The organism is Bacillus sp. FSL L8-0528 (genome assembly GCF_038593085.1).
Lineage (GTDB): Bacteria > Bacillota > Bacilli > Bacillales > Bacillaceae > Bacillus > Bacillus paralicheniformis.
On record NZ_CP151961.1, the window covers coordinates 3,901,910 to 3,920,215 of the forward strand.

The window sequence follows — 18,306 nt, forward strand, 5'->3', positions numbered from 1 at the left end:
GGCAGTGCAGCATTTCATCTTTTTCACATGAGAAAATTCATATTCAATTCATGAAATCATTCATGCTTGGGCAGCAGGGTGGTGACAGAGAAGCCGTTCGAACCGTCAACAATCACCTTTCCGTTAACAGAAGCGGCCCGTTCCTCCATCCCGATGATCCCCATCCCTTTCTTGATTTTCTGCCGCCCTTTTCCGTTGTCTTTCACTTCGGCTTTAATGAGCGTATTCAGCACATGAATATAGATGGACACATGTGTCGCTTCAGCATATTTCACCGAGTTTGTCAGCGCTTCGGTGATATTTTCAAAAATAATCTTCCACTGAATTTGAGAAATAACATCCAAATCGCCTTTATGCAAAAATGAAATATTCATATGGTACCGCGCCGAACATTCATCGATAAACAGCTTCAATCTGTGGATACCCATCTGTTCTGAAGGCGGTTTGACGCTTTTTAACGTCAATCTGATGTTTTCGATCCCGTCCTTGGAGATGTTAATCGCGTTTTGCAGGAGCTCGGAAGCTTTTTCCTTGTCTATGTCAAGGACGCGCTTCGCCGCTTCGAGCTGAATCAGCGCTCCTGTCATGGAATGGCCGATTTTATCGTGTATTTCCTGGGAAAGCCGGTTGCGCTCCTCAAGCTTATACGTATATTCGGATTGTCTGATAAACTCTTTGTTTTCCCGCAGCATGTTTGTTAGCTTCTCCAGGTCTCTTCTCGTTTGATCGATATGATGTTCAAGCTTTTCAATCCGCGCTGCATCATGGCTTGCCGCCCAGTACAGCAAAAATTGAAAAGCGGCTGTCAACGCGTAGACCGCTGAGATGCTTTCATTGATAAACAAAACCGGACCGATTGAAGCGGCAAGTACCACCCACTTCGGCAGCCCGAAATCAGCTGCTCCTTCATACAGGCTAAAAGGAAGAAATAATATAAATAGGGGGTGCACATCTGCATAAGAAACAATTGAAATAATGACAGACATAATAATAAAAAGCTTTTTTATTTTTCCTTCAGGTAAAATCGCAATCCCGAGGTTGATACAGGCGTAAACAAGAAGGCTGAATACAAGCCACGGCAGATTGTCAATTTCCGAAGAAACGCATTGATAGATGATAAATCCCAACAAAATCAGTTTACCGGTCATAATCCGCAATTCCATGGTGATCCCCCAGGTTAAAAGTTAACGTTTCCGGTTAAATAATAAATCGCGATTTGCGTCCGGTGTTCAAGCCCTGTTTTCCCCAAAATCGAGGAAATATAATTGGCGATCGTACCTTCAGAAATAAACAGCTCTTTCGAAATTTCTTTATTGGACAGCCCTCTGGCGATCAGAGCCATAATTCCGAGCTCGCGTTCGGTAAACAGGCTTTCGTCTATTTTGGATTCCGCTTCTTTTTGCTCCGCCAAATTGGATTTAATCTTGTCGAGGATGACATCCTGCATGACAGTATGGCCGTTGAACACGCTTTTAATCGCGTCTCTGATTCGCTCAGGCTCGGCATTTTTCAGCAAATATCCTTTTGCTCCGTTCCGTATTGCAGCAACGATGTATTCGTCGTCATCAAACGTTGTTAAAATAAAAGGCTTGGCGCCCGTTTCTGAAATGAGCCGCGCAGCTTCCACTCCATCCATGTTGGGCATGCGGACATCAAGCAGTGCGATATCCACAGCTTGGCCGCGGCAAAATTCGACCGCTTGCAAGCCATCCTCTACCGTCGCCAGCACTTCAAATTCATCATAAGTGCTCAATATGATTTTCATACCCTCTCTTATGAATGAATTGTCATCCGCAATGATCACTTTAATTTTCATCTTTGAACGGAGACCGGTCCTCCGCCATGCACATCCCTTCTGTCAAAATGCAAAAGCCGGGTCTTTCGCCCTGTTCATAACATTAAATTACCATGAATCAGCCCCTGTTAAAATAAAAAAAAGCCAATCCTTTTCAGGAGATTGGCTTTTTAGTAAAGCTACAAGTATTTGACCGCTGAAACAACAACCATGATCCATGCGGCAATAAACGCCACACCGCCCAGCGGAGTAATCGCGCCGAGGACGCTGATTTGCGTAAGGCTGAGGACATATAAACTTCCTGAAAATAAAACGATTCCGGCAAACATCAGCCAACCTGCCGCAGTTACGCTTCCCGCATCTGTAAGCTTTGCCGCGATGAGCGCGACGGCAATTAAACCGAGCGCATGATACATATGATACTGGACGCCGGTCTGCCAGATTTGCAAATATTTCTCGGGAATTTTCCCTTCAAGACCATGAGCTCCGAACGCCCCTAAAGCAACCGCAAGCATCGCATTGACAGCACCTAAAATTAAAAATAATTTCACGATCAAATCCCCCGCCTTTCTTTTATCATCATAGCGCACACGCCTTTAATTTCAACGTTTGCACATCTCATGACACGATATTGTCAAATTTCTTTTTCCGAAGCTGCATCTGTTCCGCAGCAATCGCTACAATTGTTCCAAGGACAAGCCCATTGCTTAAAATAGAAACAAAAACAGGATGCATTCCTTCCAAAGCACTTTCAGGTACAAACATGACCCCAACGCCGGCAAGGAGCGCAATCCCGGTAACAAAACGGATGCGGCCTGCCTCGTCCTTTTCATAAGAATCGAATTCGGCAAATGCCAGGCCGACCATCGTTGAAAACACGACGAAGTTCACCGCAAAGCCGACCGGAGACGGCAGGCTGGCAAAAGTATTCATAACCAGCGGGAAAAAGCTGATGACGATCACGATCAGACTCCCGAGCAAAAACGGTTTTTTCGAAGACATTCTCGTCGTTTGAATAAACCCGGCCGCCCCGGATATCGGCACCGTCCCTACAGCTCCGAGCAATCCGCTCAGCAAATGGCTGACGGAGGCGATAAATCCGGCAGGACGGGCCCGCTTCCTCTCCTCCAGTTTCTCAAACTGTCTGACCGCTCCTTCAACCACCCGTATGCTGGCGAGCATATTGACGATTAACAACACTGTAATAAACAGCGAAGTAACGACTAATCCGCTGTCAAACAGCGGCATCCCGAACGGAAAAATATCCGGAAGGTGGAACAGCTGGTTCGCACGCTCAGGCGCCTTCGCCACGCCGAATACGGCAAATAAGACCCAGCCGCCGAAAAGCGCAATTAAAATTGAATATTGCTTAAGTACCGGAATCTTCGACCGGCTCATCAGAAACGTAGCCAGCATGATCACAACCGCCAGCAAAAACACGGGTATATCGACCTCGTTTTTCCGGTAGCCGATCCCCATGACACCTTTAACGATCGGATCGCTAAGCTGGATAACCAGCAACAGTAAATAAATGCCCGTCACAACAGGGGTAAACATCACAGCCAGCTTATCAATGACTTTAAATAAACTAAAAATAAAGAAGAAAACCGCGCTTAACAGCATCGCTCCCTGCAGCCCCTGAAGCGTTTCGATATGAGTCGCAAATACGGTCCCTGTAAGACCGGAATAAATCGTGTACACGCCCCACCAGAGGCCAGCCGGACTCTCATTAATCGGCAGGCGGTGTCCCAATAAACATTGGATAAAAGCCGTTGTGCCGAGCACGAAAAAAGTGCTTTGAACCAGCCCTGCGGTCTCTGCCTGGTTCAGCCCGAATGACTGCCCGATTGCAATGGGCACCACGATTGCGGACGCAATAATAAATGCCGTCCATTGTAAAGCCCCAAAAAGCAGTTTCAAGTTGATCAACCTCTCTTTTTTAAACAGCCGGACGGCGCCTAGAAATCAAAAATAGAATCTCCGTTGCCGTCATCTTCATGCTTTTGTTTCTCTTGTTTTTTGTATTGTTCAGCACCGGCGCTTCCCATCATTTTTTCTAGCATCAGCTGGTCGCTCGATGGTTTATTGGCCGTTTGAACATAGGGTGAAGACTGGACAGAAGGCCGCTGCTGCGGTTCAACAATGACGTCGCAAAGAGAGCGGATAACCGCGATGTGCATTTTCAATTCGTTTTCCTGGCTGCATTCCTTTGCTTTTTTCAATTCGTCCTCCATCTTCTCCAGCAAACTTGATATATGTATGTTCATCAAATCGATCCTCCAAACCGTTTTCAGTTTCCATTTCATTTTACCAAATTAACTTCTCTCGTGCCGAATGCACTTTGCAAATATCCATTGCGAAAAATTGCCTCTCCTGCTGTGAAATATGGCCTTTTGCACTTTTAAAAAAGATATCTGCAGGCAAACGCAGGTGGAAAACGCCGATTTTCTTACGGCTAGAAGTTGACAGCTGAAAAGGCTGTCACACATAATGAAAAAAACTTCACTCGAATTTCTAAAAGCGAAAGGAAGCAGGGAATGGCAGAACGTACACCCTCCATCGAAACGACTGTTACCGAGCAAAAGCGATATTTTTTAAGCGGGGCAACACTCGCTGTTGAAAATCGTCTGGAACAGCTCAACATTCTTAAGAATGCTGTAAAAAAATATGAACGGGACATACTTGAAGCCCTTCAGAAAGACCTTAATAAATCAGAGCACGAAGCCTATATGACGGAAATAGGCATTGTACTGGAAGAAATCCGCTTCATCAGCAGACGATTAAAAAAATGGGCCAAGCCGAAAAAGGCCAAAACGGCCGTCTCGCACATCGGTTCAAAAAGCATCGTCATTGCGGAGCCTTATGGCACGGTCCTGATCATCGCACCATGGAACTATCCGTTTCAGCTTGCCGTTTCGCCTCTGATCGGCGCACTTGCTGCGGGGAATACGGCCGTCATCAAACCGTCAGAGCTTGCTCCCGCTGTATCCAGCGTCATATCCAAGATGATTAAGGAAATCTTTCCGCCCGAATATGTGTCCGTTATTGAGGGCGGGGTGAAGACGAATCAAGAGCTTTTGCGGCAAAAATTTGACTATATCTTTTTTACAGGCAGTGTTCCCGTGGGCAAAGTCGTCATGGAAGCCGCAGCAAAACAGCTCATTCCAGTCACACTTGAGCTTGGCGGAAAAAGCCCCTGCATCGTGCACAAGGATGCTGATCTCAAGCTTGCAGCTCAAAGGATTGTTTTCGGAAAGCTGACAAACGCAGGACAGACGTGCATCGCGCCTGATTATCTGCTCGTACACAAAGATGTAAAAAGCGAGCTGATGCGCGCTCTCAAGCAATCGATCCAAACCTTTTACGGAAAAGCGCCGGAAAGCCATCCGGCGTACGGAAAAATCATAAGCGAACGTCATTTCGAACGGTTACTCCGCTTTTTACACAACGAGAATATCGTTACAGGAGGAACGTATCAAAAAGACGCACTTAAAATTGCTCCGGCCATTATCGATGAACCTGACTGGGAATCGCCGATCATGCAGGAAGAGATTTTCGGGCCGCTCCTTCCCGTCATCGGCTATGAAACAATCGAAGACGTTATCCAAATGGTTCAAAGCCGCCCTAAACCGCTCGCGCTCTATTTGTTCACGAATGAAAAAACGGTACAGAAGCACATCCTCAGCCGGGTTTCATTTGGCGGGGGATGCATCAATGACACGCTGATGCACACAGCCACACCTTACCTCCCCTTTGGCGGCGTAGGTGAAAGCGGAATCGGAAGTTACCATGGGTATCACAGCTTTAAGACGTTTTCCCACGAGAAAAGCGTTTTAAAACAGACAAACCTGTTTGACATTTCATTCCGTTACCCTTCATCAAAAAACGGGCTGCGGATCATCAAAAAACTTCTCAGCTAGATAGGAGCCAGACAAAACGAAGAACCGCTTATTTTAGCGGTTCTCGCGATTTTAAAGATTCGGAAGGGACCAATCAATCGGCTCATCACCGATTTGTTCCAAATACTGATTGGCTCTTGAAAACGGTCTGCTCCCGAAAAACCCGTTTCTAGCCGAGAATGGGCTCGGATGCGGCGATTGGATAATGAAATGCTTGGATGTATCGATTCGTTCTTTTTTCATTTGGGCATGCCGGCCCCAGAGAATAAAAACGACCGGCTTATCTCTTTTGTTTAAAACATCTATGATACTGTCTGTCAGCTGTTCCCAGCCTTTTCCTTTATGCGAATTTGCCTGACCCCGTCTCACGGTCAAAACGGTGTTCAGCAGCAGAACGCCTTGCTTAGCCCAGCTCACGAGAGAACCGTGATTGGGGATGTCGGCGCCAATGTCATTCTGCAATTCTATAAAAATATTTTTCAAAGAAGGCGGCGGATTGACGCCGGGTTGTACGGAAAAGCTTAAGCCATGAGCCTGCCCCGGGCCATGATACGGATCCTGGCCGAGAATCACAACTTTAACATTTTCATAGGAAGTATAATGCAAAGCATTGTATATATCGTTCGGTTCAGGATATACGGTGTGTTCTGCATACTCCCTTTTCAGCATTTCCCTCAGTTCTTGATAGTAAGGCTTATTAAATTCGTCCTTTAGCTGCTGCCACCAGCTGTCATTCAAAATCTGTTTCAATGTTCAGGCCTCCTTAACTCAATTGTCTTGCAGCGGAAAGCCTGGATGCGACCGGTTTTCCGTCCCAGACGATTTCGCTTTCCGCTTCCCTTTTTTTCATGGCAGGTTCTTCGAGAAGTACGAAAAAGTTCTTTGTCGGCAGCTTGCCAAGCTGATGCTTTTCACTCAAGACATCCAAATAATACTGTCTCATTCCGCCAAGATCTCCGGATTGGTTGTCACCCTGATCTGAAAACGCATAGATTACGCTTGCAAAAGGAACCCTTTTCACGCGAAACCGCTCAGCTGCTCTCAGGAAAAAGTCCCAATCCCAATAATTGTGGACGGCAGGATCAAAATAGCCGATCTCGTCATGAAGAGACCGTTTGTACATACTCCCTGAAGGAACATATGTAGAAAACTTCCTCATTTCATCCAAGTTAAAGGAATACGCAAAAAGATAACGGCTTGTCGGAATTCTTTTATCCTCTTTTTCTTCGAAAGACACAATCTCAGCATCCGAATAAACAAAATCGGCGGTCTCCAGCGCATTTAACATTCTTTCCATATGGCACGGAGTGAAAAAATCATCATCATCACACAGCATAATAACATCTCCGGAAGCTTCTTTCACCCCTATATTTCTCGCTTTTACATGCTTCACGTTTTCTTTCAGATGTATAACTCTGATCGGAAGGTCTGAATAAAGGCGCTCAACAAAGTCGACGCTCTCCCCGGCATCATTAACAATAATGACTTCAAACGGTGCAACAGACTGTTTTGTAATGGATTCAAGCAATTCGCACAAAGCGGTGACCCGGTTGTGCGTGACAACTACGATAGATATGTTCATGTTTGTAATATACGCTCCTTCTTATTTCATTCTAAACATATTAAATCATAATGCGAATAATTTCACATGGATCAAAAGATGGTTTGGTTTTTTATGCCAACCCATTCACGAAATTTGGCAGAGGACCGCTGCACTATAAAGCGGCAGTCATTTCATTGTGATCTTGCGAAAAGCTGTCTATAATAAGTAATAAACCAACTTTGGATGGAATCTCTTATCGTGGAGGATTGACTGAACATGACAATGCACAAAGCACTGACAATCGCCGGCTCTGACTCAAGCGGAGGCGCCGGCATTCAGGCGGACTTAAAAACGTTCCAAGAAAAGAACGTCTATGGAATGACGGCCCTTACGGTTGTTGTCGCCATGGATCCTGAGAACAACTGGAATCACCAGGTATTCCCGGTTGATACAGAGGTCATCCGCGCCCAGCTGTCGACGATTGTGGACGGCATCGGGGTAGATGCGATGAAAACGGGCATGCTTCCGACCGTTGACATCATTGAATTGGCGGCAGACACAATCAAGAAGCACAGCATGAAAAATGTCGTCATTGATCCCGTTATGGTATGTAAAGGGGCAAATGAAGTGTTGTATCCCGAACACGCAAAGGCTTTAAGAGAGCTTCTGGCTCCGCTTGCCACGGTCATTACGCCAAACCTTTTTGAAGCCGGCCAGCTCAGCGGACTTGGAGAAATTAAAACGGTTGAGCAAATGAAGGAAGCGGCAAAAGTCATTCACGGGCTCGGCGCTGAACACGTCCTCATTACAGGGGGAGGCAAACTGAATCACGAAAAAGCGGTAGATGTATTATTTGACGGCCGCGATGCAGAAGTCATCGAAGGAGAAAGAATTGAAACTCCATACACGCACGGGGCGGGCTGCACCTATTCCGCAGCGATTACGGCTGAACTCGCCAAAGGTTCAAATGTAAAAGAAGCCATTTATTCTGCAAAAACGTTTATTACGGAAGCCATCCGCGAATCGTTCCGTTTGAATCAATACGTCGGGCCGACGAAGCACTCCGCTTTACGGCTCAGCGGCAAATAAAAAGCCAGCCCCATTAAAAGGGGCTGGCTTTTATTTAGCTTTCACGTTTCATCGTTCTTGCAGATGATCTTAAGAAAGTCTCGATCGATTCCACAAAAAGAGCATATTCTTTCATTTGTTCATAAGTGTCTTGAAGTTTCTTTTGTATTTCTTCATCATTCGGAATTGTTTTATCTTCAATACCGCCGATCAGCTTCTTCATCTGAAGGAGCAAACCATTGTATTCCTCTCTCGTATCCTCAATATGATCCGCTATTTTTTTCAAACGCACGGCTGTCAACTTCTGCTGGTTTTGATCCAAAAAAACAACCCCTTTTTCACTGCACTCTCTCTAAAAAAAGCATATCATAAAGGGATTGTACAGAAAATAGCAAACCGCACCCGCTCCCTTTATGCCACCGTCCAGGATGTCACATTCACTATGATTTCTTTTCTGGCACTGATCCAAACATCATTATTTCCCGGGTAAGGAAAATATCTTGCCGTAAAGACTTCCTCTCCCCCATTGATGAAGATTTCAATCGCAGACGCGTCTAAAAAGATGTTTAAATCGCGAAGCTCATGCAAACGGCACTGTCTGGCTTCCGTTATTTCATCAACATAGCTGTTTCTTTCCAAGGTTATGATGCCGTCAGCTTTATTGTAAATGAGCCGCGCGGCACCCCTGAAGGAAATCTCAAAGCTCTCTTCAATAAGTTGCGGGCTGATGAAAAGCTCGGTTTTGTCCGGTTGAACAATGTCCAGTTTTTCGGTGCCTTGATTAAGTGATATTGCCGCGTGTTTTTCGTTTTGGCGGAGACTTCTAAGCTCCGCGACCGGTTTTTGAACGATTTTATCGTTTTGCAAATGCAATTCCCTCGGCAATGTCATACAGTGCACCCATTGATGCTGAATCGTCGGCTGGCTCTGTTCATCCTGGTCTGGAACACCCATCCAGGCGACCAAAATCCGCCGGCCTGATTCGTCTTTTGTCGTCTGCGGCGCATAAAAATCAAAGCCGCGGTCAAGCTCTTCAAAATCTCCGTGTGTAAAACCTGGTTTCTGCTCGTTCAATTCACCGACAAAATAACCTGACTGATAGACGTTTTGGTAGCGCATCTCTTCCGCTTCAAGGCCTTGCGGGCAGACAATTAAAACGTCTTTGCCGTCCAGTTCGAACATGTCAGGGCATTCCCACATATAGCCGAATTCCCCGAGCTGATTTGTATTTGAACCTGTGATGTCGCCAAGGAACTGCCAGTCTTTCAAATTATCCGATTGAAACAGAACGGCTCTGCCCTCAAGTTTTTCAGTCTGGGCGCCGAGCACCATGTACCAGCTTCCATTCTTTTCCCATACTTTCGGATCGCGGAAATGAGCCGTATATCCTTTCGGAAGCCTTGCAACAACCCCCTGTTTTTCAAATGAGATGCCGTCTTTCGAGACGGCGAGACATTGATAGGTCTCCCTATTTCCCTCGCCGTCTCTGACATTCCCCGTATAAAACAGGTGGAGCACATCATTTTCAGCGATCGCGCTTCCTGAATAACAGCCGTTTTTATCAAACCAGTCGCTCGGCGTGAGGGCGATCTCTTCATGCCGCCAGTTCACGAGATCTGTTGAAGAGTAGTGCCCCCACAGCTTTGCACCGTGCCCCGTTTTAAAAGGCATCCACTGATAAAAAAGATGGTAAACTCCCTTCCACTGAATGAACCCGTTCGGATCATTCAGCAGTCCGACAGGAGGCATGATGTGATAATGCAGCCGATAGGGATCAAGGTTTACAATATCCCGGTATTCTCCAACCCGGTTTATTGCCTTTTGATCTTGATTCATCGTTTTCCCCTCCTTCCGTCACTTTTTCTCGTCTTCATTAATGCCTAAGATAAAGGCTGTGATAAACGCGACAGACACAGAGATCGCCATTCCGATTAAATAATGGATCAGGTTGCCCATTCCAAGAGGGGCGACAATCGCAATCATCGGAATTCCCGTCAAACCGTAGGCGTTTGCCGCAACATTCATAAAGACAACGTATGCAGCACCGAGCGCTCCACCGGCCATTGCCGCGATAAACGGCTTGCGGTAACGAAGGTTAACACCGAAAATAACAGGTTCTGTAATACCGAGAAAAGAAGAGAAAGCAGCAGGTAAAGCGATTTCTTTTGTTTTTGCGCGCTTTGCCAAAAAGAATACGGCAAGTCCGGCCCCGCCTTGGGCGACATTGGACATAGACCAGATCGGAAGCAGGTAGTTCCTGCCGATATCAGCGATAAGGCCGGCCTCAATCGCGTGGAAACTGTGGTGAACACCAGTTAAAACGATCAGCGAGTATGTTCCTCCGAAAATCAGTCCGGCAACAGGTCCGGCAAGATCATATACATAAGTTAAAACGTTCGTGATCCCTGTACCAAGCATTCTTCCTAAAGGACCGATTGCGATAAAGGCAATAAATCCCGTTGAAATAATCGTGACAAACGGTGTGACTAAAAGATCGATCGCGTTTGGAACAATTTTCCTTACGCCTTTTTCGATTTTACTCATCACATACACGGCAAGCAAAATTGGAACAACGGTTCCTTGATAGCCAAGCATCTCGATTTTGAGCCCGTAAAAGTTCATGACATCCGGTGATGCAGTTGCCAGTCCCCAAGGATTGAACAAGCTCGGGTGAATTAAAATACCTCCAAGTACAGCCCCCAGGTAAGGGTTGCTGCCAAATTCCTTCGCAGCACTGACACCGATCAAGATCGGAAGGATAATAAATGCCGCGCTTGAGAACATATCAAGCATTTTATACAGCGCCGCATCAGGATCGACCCACTGAAATGCCTTCATCATCCCCAACAGCCCCATTAATAAACCGCTTGCAACAATGGCCGGGATGATTGGCACGAAAATATTTGACAGCGTTTTCGCGAATCGCGCTAAAGGATTCATTTTTCCCTTTGCGGCATCGCTGTGCTGAACCGTTTCCTTTTGGTCAAGATTCAGCTCTTTGGCAAACTGTTCATACACTTTATTAACAAGTCCTGTTCCGAAAATAATCTGGTATTGGCCAGAGCTCGAAAAGGCTCCTTTTACACCTTCCAGCTCTTCGACCTTTTCCTGGTCGATTTTCGCTTCGTCCTTGATCACCAAACGAAGCCTTGTCGCACAATGAGCTGCACTGATGACATTATCTTCTCCGCCAAGAAGCTGTATAAGACGTACGGCGATTTCTTTGTGATTCATGATGACTCCTCCTTTTTTTAAAAAAAAAGCAGAAAAGACCTAAAATTCACCAACGAATGGCGGATAGATTCTCCCCATTCATCTAGCAAATTTTAGGTCTTGCCTGCTTTACCAGTCACAATCCCCGGTATTTTTTTTTTAATACGCTTTCATTTTATTATGTGATAACGCTTTCGTCAACTACTTTTTTATTTTCTGTGAAAATCGACCTAAAAAAAGCCTGATCGCGCGTTATCAGGCGGTATTACCTATAGGAATCATTTAAACGCTGGACATGCAGCGTAATATATCCGACTTCCGATTCCGGAAGATGAAGATCATATTCAATTTTTACATAATCCGCCAGACCTGCCGCACACCGGTAGCTTTCAGGATACTTTTGCCGGATGAAATAAAGCATGTCATCGTCCATGACATGAAACGCTTCATTTGATTCCAGCCTGTTGATGGCATACCTGAGATGCGTGACAAGACGCTGATATGAGATGCTGTTTTCGTCAATCTTCTGATTGAAACAGCATTCGATTTTTTCTATCAATTCTTTGATGATGTTCGTGTATTTAAGTGTCTTCTGCATGTTTTCCGCATCCATTTTTGCGGTATGAATATGCAGCGCAATATAACCCGCTTCATCATCAGGCAATTCGACTTTCAATTTTTCTTTGACCAAATCGATTGCCCAGAGTCCGATCTCATATTCTTTTTTATAAAGCGCTTTGATTTCATTTAATAATTTATTTTGAATGACGAATCCTTTGCGGACTCGCTCGATTGCAAATGACAAATGATCCACAAGGGCGATGTGGATATGATCGCTCAACGGTGCGGACAGCCGCCCTTCCGCATAGCTGATGATCTCTTCGGCAGCTTCAATATGTTCTTCCGGAAGTGTTTCGAGGATTTGTTTAAACTTTTCATTTTCTTCATGAATGGTAAAAATTTTTTCTACCTTGTTTCTTGGAATGGTATCGTTTTTGCCTTTTTGAAAAGCGATACCAGGCCCCATGACAATTTTTTCTTGACCATCCTCCTTTATGATTGCTGCATTGTTGTTCAGTACTTTATAGATTTTCAAAGCTGTCACCCACTTCCCGTTATGAGTGGGATTTTACCTTGTTTAAGTTCCCGTGTAAAGAGTTGGTCCGGCTCTTACTCTTTTCACCGCTTTTTTGCAAACAGCCTGGCTTGGTTCTGTTGTATAACTGCCGGGCTTCACTCTCTTACAGCCCGACATCCCCTCTGTCTTCTCTTCTCTTTTTTCCGAAAAGCCGCCTGCCTGATAAGCATCGGCAGCCTGATATGTACCGCCGGCGAACGCCATCACCTTCATCTGAGTCTCTCTGACAGGCACCACCGCATTCAGCAGTACAGCCGTCCATAATTTTAAAAATGATATCAAACCTTTCATACCGATCCCCTCCAGTTTCGTTGTGATAAAACTAGCAACTCTATTAAACTTTCTTGCTCTATCTTATCCCAGCAAAATGAAAATGTTTGTCACAATGTGTGTGCAAATTGATTCTAGTTTTTAGAAGTTTTGTTGAAAACTGATGGAAACGCATGATTCAACGGAAACAAACCATGAATGTAACTTACTCACAGCTTATCCTAAGGATAAACACATATTACCCACAGGGTATATCCACATATCCACATATTTATTCAACATTTAGTATAAGAACGTATATTCCCTACAATATCTATACACAAGTTTATTCACTTATACACAGTAAATTGTGCATAAATCTAAAGAAACACGCTCCAATACATTGAATCTTTGAAAATTATTTCTATATATAGAAGGATTTTTTTGAAAATGAGAGAATATTTTAAAAGTTCGAAACTCTAAGGATTACAAAGAAATCATTTATCCATAAGGGGGAAAACAGATTGAGAAAAAGTATCATGCGCAATTTCGTTATGGCTTTTATTCTATTATTTGCGTTATCCACATTCCTCACCGGAGTGCAGGCAACATCCGTTCCCGATCAAAAGTCGCCTGAGCTTGAGAAAGCTGAAATCTACGGTGATATTGATGTGACGTCTGATAAACAGACAACGGTTATTGTGGAGCTGAAAGAAAAGTCGCTTGCCGAAGCAAAAGCGAATGGAGAAAAACAAACGAAAGCTTCTTTAAAAACCGCTCGCAGCAAAGCGAAAAACAGTGCGCTGAAAACACTTAAAAAAGCGAAAATAAACCGTGAATACGACCGTGTATTTTCGGGTTTTTCAATGAAACTGCCGGCCAGTGAAATTCCGAAGCTGCTCGCCGTCAAGGAAGTTAAAGCGGTTTATCCGAACGCAGCTTACAAACCTGACAGCATAAAAGGAAAAGACGTGACACTTGCAGCGGACGCCATTTATCCACAGATGGATAAAAGTGCACCGTACATCGGAGCGGATCAGGCATGGAAATCAGGCTATACCGGTAAAGGCATTAAGGTAGCCGTCATTGACACGGGTGTGGATTACACACATCCTGACTTAAAGAACAATTTCGGCCCATATAAGGGGTATGACTTTGTGGATAATGACTATGATCCACAAGAAACACCGACAGGCGACCCGCGCGGGGAAGCGACTGATCACGGCACCCATGTTGCGGGGACCATCGCCGCGAACGGACAGATTAAAGGTGTGGCGCCAGAAGCAACGCTGCTTGCTTACCGTGTGCTCGGCCCCGGCGGCTCAGGAACAACCGAGAACGTGATTGCCGGCATTGAAAAAGCCGTTGCGGACGGAGCAAAAGTGATGAACCTTTCATTGGGAAATTCACTGAACAGCCCTGATTATGCAACGAGCATCGCACTTGACTGGGCAATGGCCGAAGGGGTTGTCGCTGTGACGTCAAACGGAAACAGCGGACCGGAAAACTGGACGGTCGGCTCGCCGGGAACTTCAAGGGATGCGATTTCCGTCGGCGCCTCACAGCTTCCGTTTAATGAATATTCTGTGACGCTTCCTTCTTATTCATCAGCAAAAGTGATGGGGTACCAGGAGGAAAAAGATCTTGAAGCTTTGAACGGTCAAGAGGTGGAACTTGTTGAAGCCGGCATCGGACAAGCTGACGATTTCAAAGGCAAAGATGTGAAAGGAAAAGTAGCGGTTATCCAGAGAGGCGTCATTCCATTTGTGGATAAGGCTGAAAACGCCAAAAACACCGGCGCTGTCGGAGCCGTGATTTACAATAATGTAACAGGGGAAATCGAGGCCAATGTTGTAGGGATGGCCGTACCGACCGTCAAATTGTCGAAAGAAGAGGGCGAAAAGCTTGTTCAACAGATCAAAGAAGGAAAACGCTCCGCTATCTTTTCTTTCAAATTGGACAAAAAACTCGGGGAAACGATTGCCTCCTTCTCGTCCCGCGGACCTGTCATGGATACATGGATGATTAAACCTGACGTTTCAGCGCCAGGCGTCAATATCGTCAGCACCATTCCGACCCATGATCCGAAAAACCCTCACGGTTACGGTTCAAAGCAGGGTACAAGCATGGCTTCCCCGCATGTCGCGGGAACGGCAGCCATATTAAAACAGGCCAAACCGGATTGGACGCCAGAGCAAATCAAAGGCGTGCTGATGAATACGGCGGAAAAACTGACGGATGAAAACGGAAAGCCTCTCCCTCACAATACGCAAGGAGCGGGCAGCATCCGCATCATCGAGGCCCTTAAAGCTTCATCCATTGTAACGCCGGGCAGCCATTCATACGGAACATTTCTGAAAGACAAAGGAAAACAAACGAAAAAACAAGCGTTCACGATTGAAAACCTTTCTTCACACAGAAAAGCCTATCAGCTCGAATACTCCTTTAAAGGGGCGGGCATCACGGTATCAGGAACGGAACGAGTCGTGGTACCGGCCCATCAAACAGGTAAAGCAGCGGCAAAAGTAACCGTCAATTCCGCGAAAACGAAAGCAGGCACATATGAAGGCACGGTTTACATCCGTGAAGACGGAAGAAAAGTCGCCGAAATCCCGCTCCTGTTGATCGTCAAAGAGCCAGACTACCCGCGCGTCACATCCGTAACGGTTGAACCGGGGGCAAAGCAGGGCGCTTACACGATCGAAGCCTACCTGCCGGGCGGGGCTGAAGAGCTCGCATTTCTCGTCTATGATGAAAATCTGAACCTTCTCGGCCAGGCCGGCGTTTACAAAAACCAGGGCAAAGGCTATCAATCTTATCAATGGAACGGCAAAATCAATGACGCCGCAACCCTTAAATCCGGAAAATACTATATGCTAGCCTATGCGTCCGCCAAAGGAAAATCAAGCTACATCTTGACGGAAGACCCTTTTATCGTCGAATAATGACAAGCCTTGTTGAGAACCACTCAACAAGGCTTTTTTATGTTAAAATACGGATAATGCGTTCAGGAGAAGATCCCCCTTCTCTTCAAAACGTGAAAAAAGCAATCGGAGGACATCGTATATATGCTTTCTTTTTTCGTATTATTCGGCTTATCCTTCATTATTGTCTGCTTTATATTTTTCACGATTTTGTACTTCGCCGTCAACCTGCAGAAGCGCGAGCCCCAGCCTTTTCAAAAAGCCGCGGAGCAAACCGTCGATACCGTCATCCTCGTTCCGCTCAGCTGGCTGTTTACCGCTTTATACATATGCATTCTGTTTATTCTTTTTCCGATCCGCCATTTTCTCGATTTTTTTCAGCAAAAACGTTAAATTGACTGATGAAACGCTTCGGCCAGCAGCCGGTATGATTCCAGCCTGTCTTGAAAATCGTGGGTGATGGTCACCGCCATGATTTCATCCGTTCCGTAAGCGCCGGCCAGTTCAAGCAGCTGTTCCTTCACCTGCCGCGGCGTCCCGATGACCATCCGTTTTCGATTGTCTTCGACTCTCTTTCTTTCATAAGGAGAAAATTGATATGACAGCGCCGTTTCCAATGATGGAAAGCCTTCAATCACCATCCCCTGTTCATTGGCCAATAATGAGAAATCCAAGCTTTTGGCAAGGTTCTCCGCTTTCTCTTCTGTCTCAGCGCAAATCACAAATACGGCAACGATCACGTTTGGCCGTTCCCCCAATACAGAAGGTTCGAACCTCTCTTTGTAAAGTCTTGCCGCCTCTTCTCCGCCTTCACCGTTAATAAATTGGGCAAATGTATAGGATGCTCCTGTTTGTGCGGCAAGCCTCGCGCTTTCCCCTGAGGAGCCGAGCAGCCAGACAGCGGGCGCTGCGGCCACGTTCGGCGATGCGGTCAAGTTGGGAAAGCGGTGGTGTTCATCGGCTTGATCGTATAAATATGTGACGAGATCCTGAATTTGTTCGGGATATTGGTCAGCCATCCGTCTTCCTCCATTTTGAAGAGCCATGGAAGCGATCGGCATCCCTCCCGGAGCACGTCCGACACCGAGATCAATCCTGCCGGGCGCAAGTCCTTCCAAGACACGGAAGTTTTCTGCCACCTTGTAGGCGCTGTAATGAGGAAGCATGACGCCGCCGGATCCTATACGGATCTTCTCCGTTTTAGCCGCAAGATAACCGATCAGAACTTCCGGACTTGATCCTGCCAAGTTTCTAGAAAAATGGTGCTCGGAAACCCAAAATCTCTTGTATCCGAGCCGCTCCGCCGCTTGCGCGAGCTCCACCGTATGCTGCAAAGCCTGTTCAGGTGTGCTTCCTTCAGAAACGGGAGTCTGATCAAGTATGCTTAATGACAACATCTTTTTCACCCCAAATCTCCGTTTACTTTTCCTGCGCAAAAAGAAATAATAGTATCATGGAAAAACCTAAAGGAGCTCCTAATACTGATGAATGAGACGAAGCAAAAAACGCACCCGCCAGCCGTAGAAGAACACTTTGCAAAAGGCTGTTTATTCGGAATCCTTTTCAGTCTTCCCTTTTGGCTGATGCTTTATCTTTTCCTTCAATACATGCTGACAAGATAAGTCCCCTCCGAGCCGGAGGGGAAGTTCCTTACCTTTTGTTGAAACCTTTTCCTTTAACGAATTCATTCATATACGCACGCGGCGGGTTTTTGAGGCTGCCGGTGATCTGATCTGTCCATTTGTCAGACCGTTTGCCGTCTGTCCGCTTTTGATAATAGTTTGAAATCGTTTCGTCATATGCGGACAAATGTTTTTTAAACTCAGCATCGTCCGCTTGATAGGCATTTTCATGATAAATATGATCAAGCGGCAGACGCGGCTTTTTGGCCGACGGGTTGGCCGGATGGCCGACGACAAGCCCGAACAGCGGCAGAACGTATTCAGGTGTTTCCAGAAGCTTGGAGACTTCGTCCAAGTTATTGCGAATCCCGCCGATATAGCAGATGCCGAGATCCATTGATTCGGCCGCTATTGACATATTTTGAGCGGCAAGCGCTGCATCGATGACGCTGACCATAAAGGTCTCCGTCCCTTCAAGAGAAGCTGTGATATCCACATCCTTTTCCCGGGCCATTTTGTCATGCCGGTAAAGGTCTGCGCAAAATACAAACAGATGGCCGTTTTTTTCAACATATGGCTGATTCCCGGCCAATTCCGCAAGCTTGCGCTTCTTGTCCGGGTCGGTGACACCGATGATCGAATAAGCTTGAATATAGCTTGACGTCGATGCGCTTTGAGCGCTCTCCACAAGCAGGCGAACCTCTTCTTCGGTCAGGAGCTGATCTGTAAAAGACCTGATCGAACGGTGATTTAAAATAGTTTCAATCGTTTTATTCATCCTTTTACCTCCTCAGCCTTTATCATATCCAATATCTGCTTTTCTCTAAAGCAAAACGGTTTGGCGGACTGCAAAAG

The 18,306-nt window shown here is 46.0% G+C and carries 19 protein-coding genes; 5 read left to right on the top strand and 14 right to left on the bottom strand.

From position 1 onward, the window contains the following. Positions 1-56 precede the first annotated feature (56 nt). The 5 genes from MHI30_RS19955 to MHI30_RS19975 form a co-directional block, all read right to left on the bottom strand. Positions 57-1,163: a histidine kinase gene (locus tag MHI30_RS19955; protein WP_075751591.1), complete on the bottom strand. Its 1,107-nt coding sequence runs from the start codon at positions 1,161-1,163 to the stop codon at positions 57-59. Between the two features lie 14 nt (positions 1,164-1,177). After that, positions 1,178-1,816: a response regulator transcription factor gene (locus MHI30_RS19960; protein ID WP_075751592.1), complete on the bottom strand. Its 639-nt coding sequence runs from the start codon at positions 1,814-1,816 to the stop codon at positions 1,178-1,180. A 158-nt stretch (positions 1,817-1,974) separates the two neighbouring features. Beyond that, positions 1,975-2,346, bottom strand: a complete 372-nt coding sequence (locus MHI30_RS19965; RefSeq protein ID WP_041817476.1) for a DUF423 domain-containing protein — start codon at positions 2,344-2,346, stop codon at positions 1,975-1,977. Between the two features lie 67 nt (positions 2,347-2,413). Then, positions 2,414-3,715 carry a purine/pyrimidine permease gene (locus MHI30_RS19970; protein ID WP_075751593.1) on the bottom strand — a complete coding sequence of 434 codons (1,302 nt, stop codon included), beginning with the start codon at positions 3,713-3,715 and terminating at the stop codon, positions 2,414-2,416. Positions 3,716-3,753: 38 nt separating this feature from the next. Then, complete coding sequence (locus MHI30_RS19975; protein ID WP_020453335.1) at positions 3,754-4,062, bottom strand: YwdI family protein; 309 nt, start codon at positions 4,060-4,062, stop codon at positions 3,754-3,756. A gap of 270 nt (positions 4,063-4,332) precedes the next feature. Here MHI30_RS19975 and MHI30_RS19980 point away from each other — a divergent pair, with 270 nt between their 5' ends. Then, positions 4,333-5,715, top strand: coding sequence for an aldehyde dehydrogenase (locus MHI30_RS19980; protein ID WP_075751832.1), 1,383 nt, complete (start codon positions 4,333-4,335; stop codon positions 5,713-5,715). A gap of 51 nt (positions 5,716-5,766) precedes the next feature. Here MHI30_RS19980 and MHI30_RS19985 read toward each other — a convergent pair whose 3' ends face one another. Together MHI30_RS19985 and MHI30_RS19990 are read right to left on the bottom strand one after the other, a co-directional pair. Further along, positions 5,767-6,444, bottom strand: coding sequence for a uracil-DNA glycosylase (locus tag MHI30_RS19985; protein WP_020453337.1), 678 nt, complete (start codon positions 6,442-6,444; stop codon positions 5,767-5,769). A 13-nt stretch (positions 6,445-6,457) separates the two neighbouring features. Beyond that, entirely contained in the window at positions 6,458-7,276 is an 819-nt protein-coding gene (locus MHI30_RS19990) for a glycosyltransferase family 2 protein (protein ID WP_020453338.1), read from the bottom strand. Between the two features lie 237 nt (positions 7,277-7,513). Here MHI30_RS19990 and MHI30_RS19995 point away from each other — a divergent pair, with 237 nt between their 5' ends. Further along, positions 7,514-8,326: a bifunctional hydroxymethylpyrimidine kinase/phosphomethylpyrimidine kinase gene (locus MHI30_RS19995; RefSeq protein WP_020453339.1), complete on the top strand. Its 813-nt coding sequence runs from the start codon at positions 7,514-7,516 to the stop codon at positions 8,324-8,326. A 34-nt stretch (positions 8,327-8,360) separates the two neighbouring features. Here MHI30_RS19995 and MHI30_RS20000 read toward each other — a convergent pair whose 3' ends face one another. From MHI30_RS20000 to MHI30_RS20020, 5 genes are all read right to left on the bottom strand, one after another. After that, entirely contained in the window at positions 8,361-8,627 is a 267-nt protein-coding gene (locus tag MHI30_RS20000; protein ID WP_065644515.1) for a hypothetical protein, read from the bottom strand. Positions 8,628-8,716: 89 nt separating this feature from the next. Next, entirely contained in the window at positions 8,717-10,141 is a 1,425-nt protein-coding gene (locus tag MHI30_RS20005) for a sucrose-6-phosphate hydrolase (RefSeq protein WP_075751594.1), read from the bottom strand. An 18-nt stretch (positions 10,142-10,159) separates the two neighbouring features. Further along, positions 10,160-11,539, bottom strand: coding sequence for a sucrose-specific PTS transporter subunit IIBC (locus MHI30_RS20010; protein ID WP_023857021.1), 1,380 nt, complete (start codon positions 11,537-11,539; stop codon positions 10,160-10,162). 244 nt (positions 11,540-11,783) lie between these two features. Then, positions 11,784-12,614 carry a PRD domain-containing protein gene (locus MHI30_RS20015; RefSeq protein WP_075751595.1) on the bottom strand — a complete coding sequence of 277 codons (831 nt, stop codon included), beginning with the start codon at positions 12,612-12,614 and terminating at the stop codon, positions 11,784-11,786. Positions 12,615-12,656: 42 nt separating this feature from the next. Further along, positions 12,657-12,947 carry a hypothetical protein gene (locus tag MHI30_RS20020; protein ID WP_075751596.1) on the bottom strand — a complete coding sequence of 97 codons (291 nt, stop codon included), beginning with the start codon at positions 12,945-12,947 and terminating at the stop codon, positions 12,657-12,659. A gap of 482 nt (positions 12,948-13,429) precedes the next feature. Between MHI30_RS20020 and MHI30_RS20025 the strand changes: the two genes are divergently transcribed. Further along, on the top strand, positions 13,430-15,850 hold the full coding sequence (locus MHI30_RS20025; RefSeq protein WP_075751597.1) for a S8 family serine peptidase: 2,421 nt from the start codon (positions 13,430-13,432) through the stop codon (positions 15,848-15,850). Positions 15,851-15,973: 123 nt separating this feature from the next. Next, the gene (locus MHI30_RS20030) at positions 15,974-16,222 is read left to right on the top strand and encodes a hypothetical protein (protein WP_075751598.1); all 249 of its coding nucleotides are present in this window, start codon (positions 15,974-15,976) and stop codon (positions 16,220-16,222) included. Here the strand turns inward: MHI30_RS20030 and MHI30_RS20035 are convergent. Then, positions 16,219-17,226 (bottom strand): LLM class flavin-dependent oxidoreductase, encoded by a 1,008-nt coding sequence (locus tag MHI30_RS20035; RefSeq protein ID WP_075751833.1) that lies wholly within the window; start codon positions 17,224-17,226, stop codon positions 16,219-16,221. The genes MHI30_RS20030 and MHI30_RS20035 overlap by 4 nt on opposite strands. A gap of 87 nt (positions 17,227-17,313) precedes the next feature. Between MHI30_RS20035 and MHI30_RS20040 the strand changes: the two genes are divergently transcribed. Further along, positions 17,314-17,451 carry a hypothetical protein gene (locus MHI30_RS20040; RefSeq protein ID WP_167564565.1) on the top strand — a complete coding sequence of 46 codons (138 nt, stop codon included), beginning with the start codon at positions 17,314-17,316 and terminating at the stop codon, positions 17,449-17,451. A 28-nt stretch (positions 17,452-17,479) separates the two neighbouring features. On the opposite strand, the gene nfsA is transcribed toward MHI30_RS20040, so the two are convergent. After that, the gene (gene nfsA / locus MHI30_RS20045) at positions 17,480-18,229 is read right to left on the bottom strand and encodes an oxygen-insensitive NADPH nitroreductase (protein WP_075751599.1); all 750 of its coding nucleotides are present in this window, start codon (positions 18,227-18,229) and stop codon (positions 17,480-17,482) included. Positions 18,230-18,306: the final 77 nt, after the last annotated feature.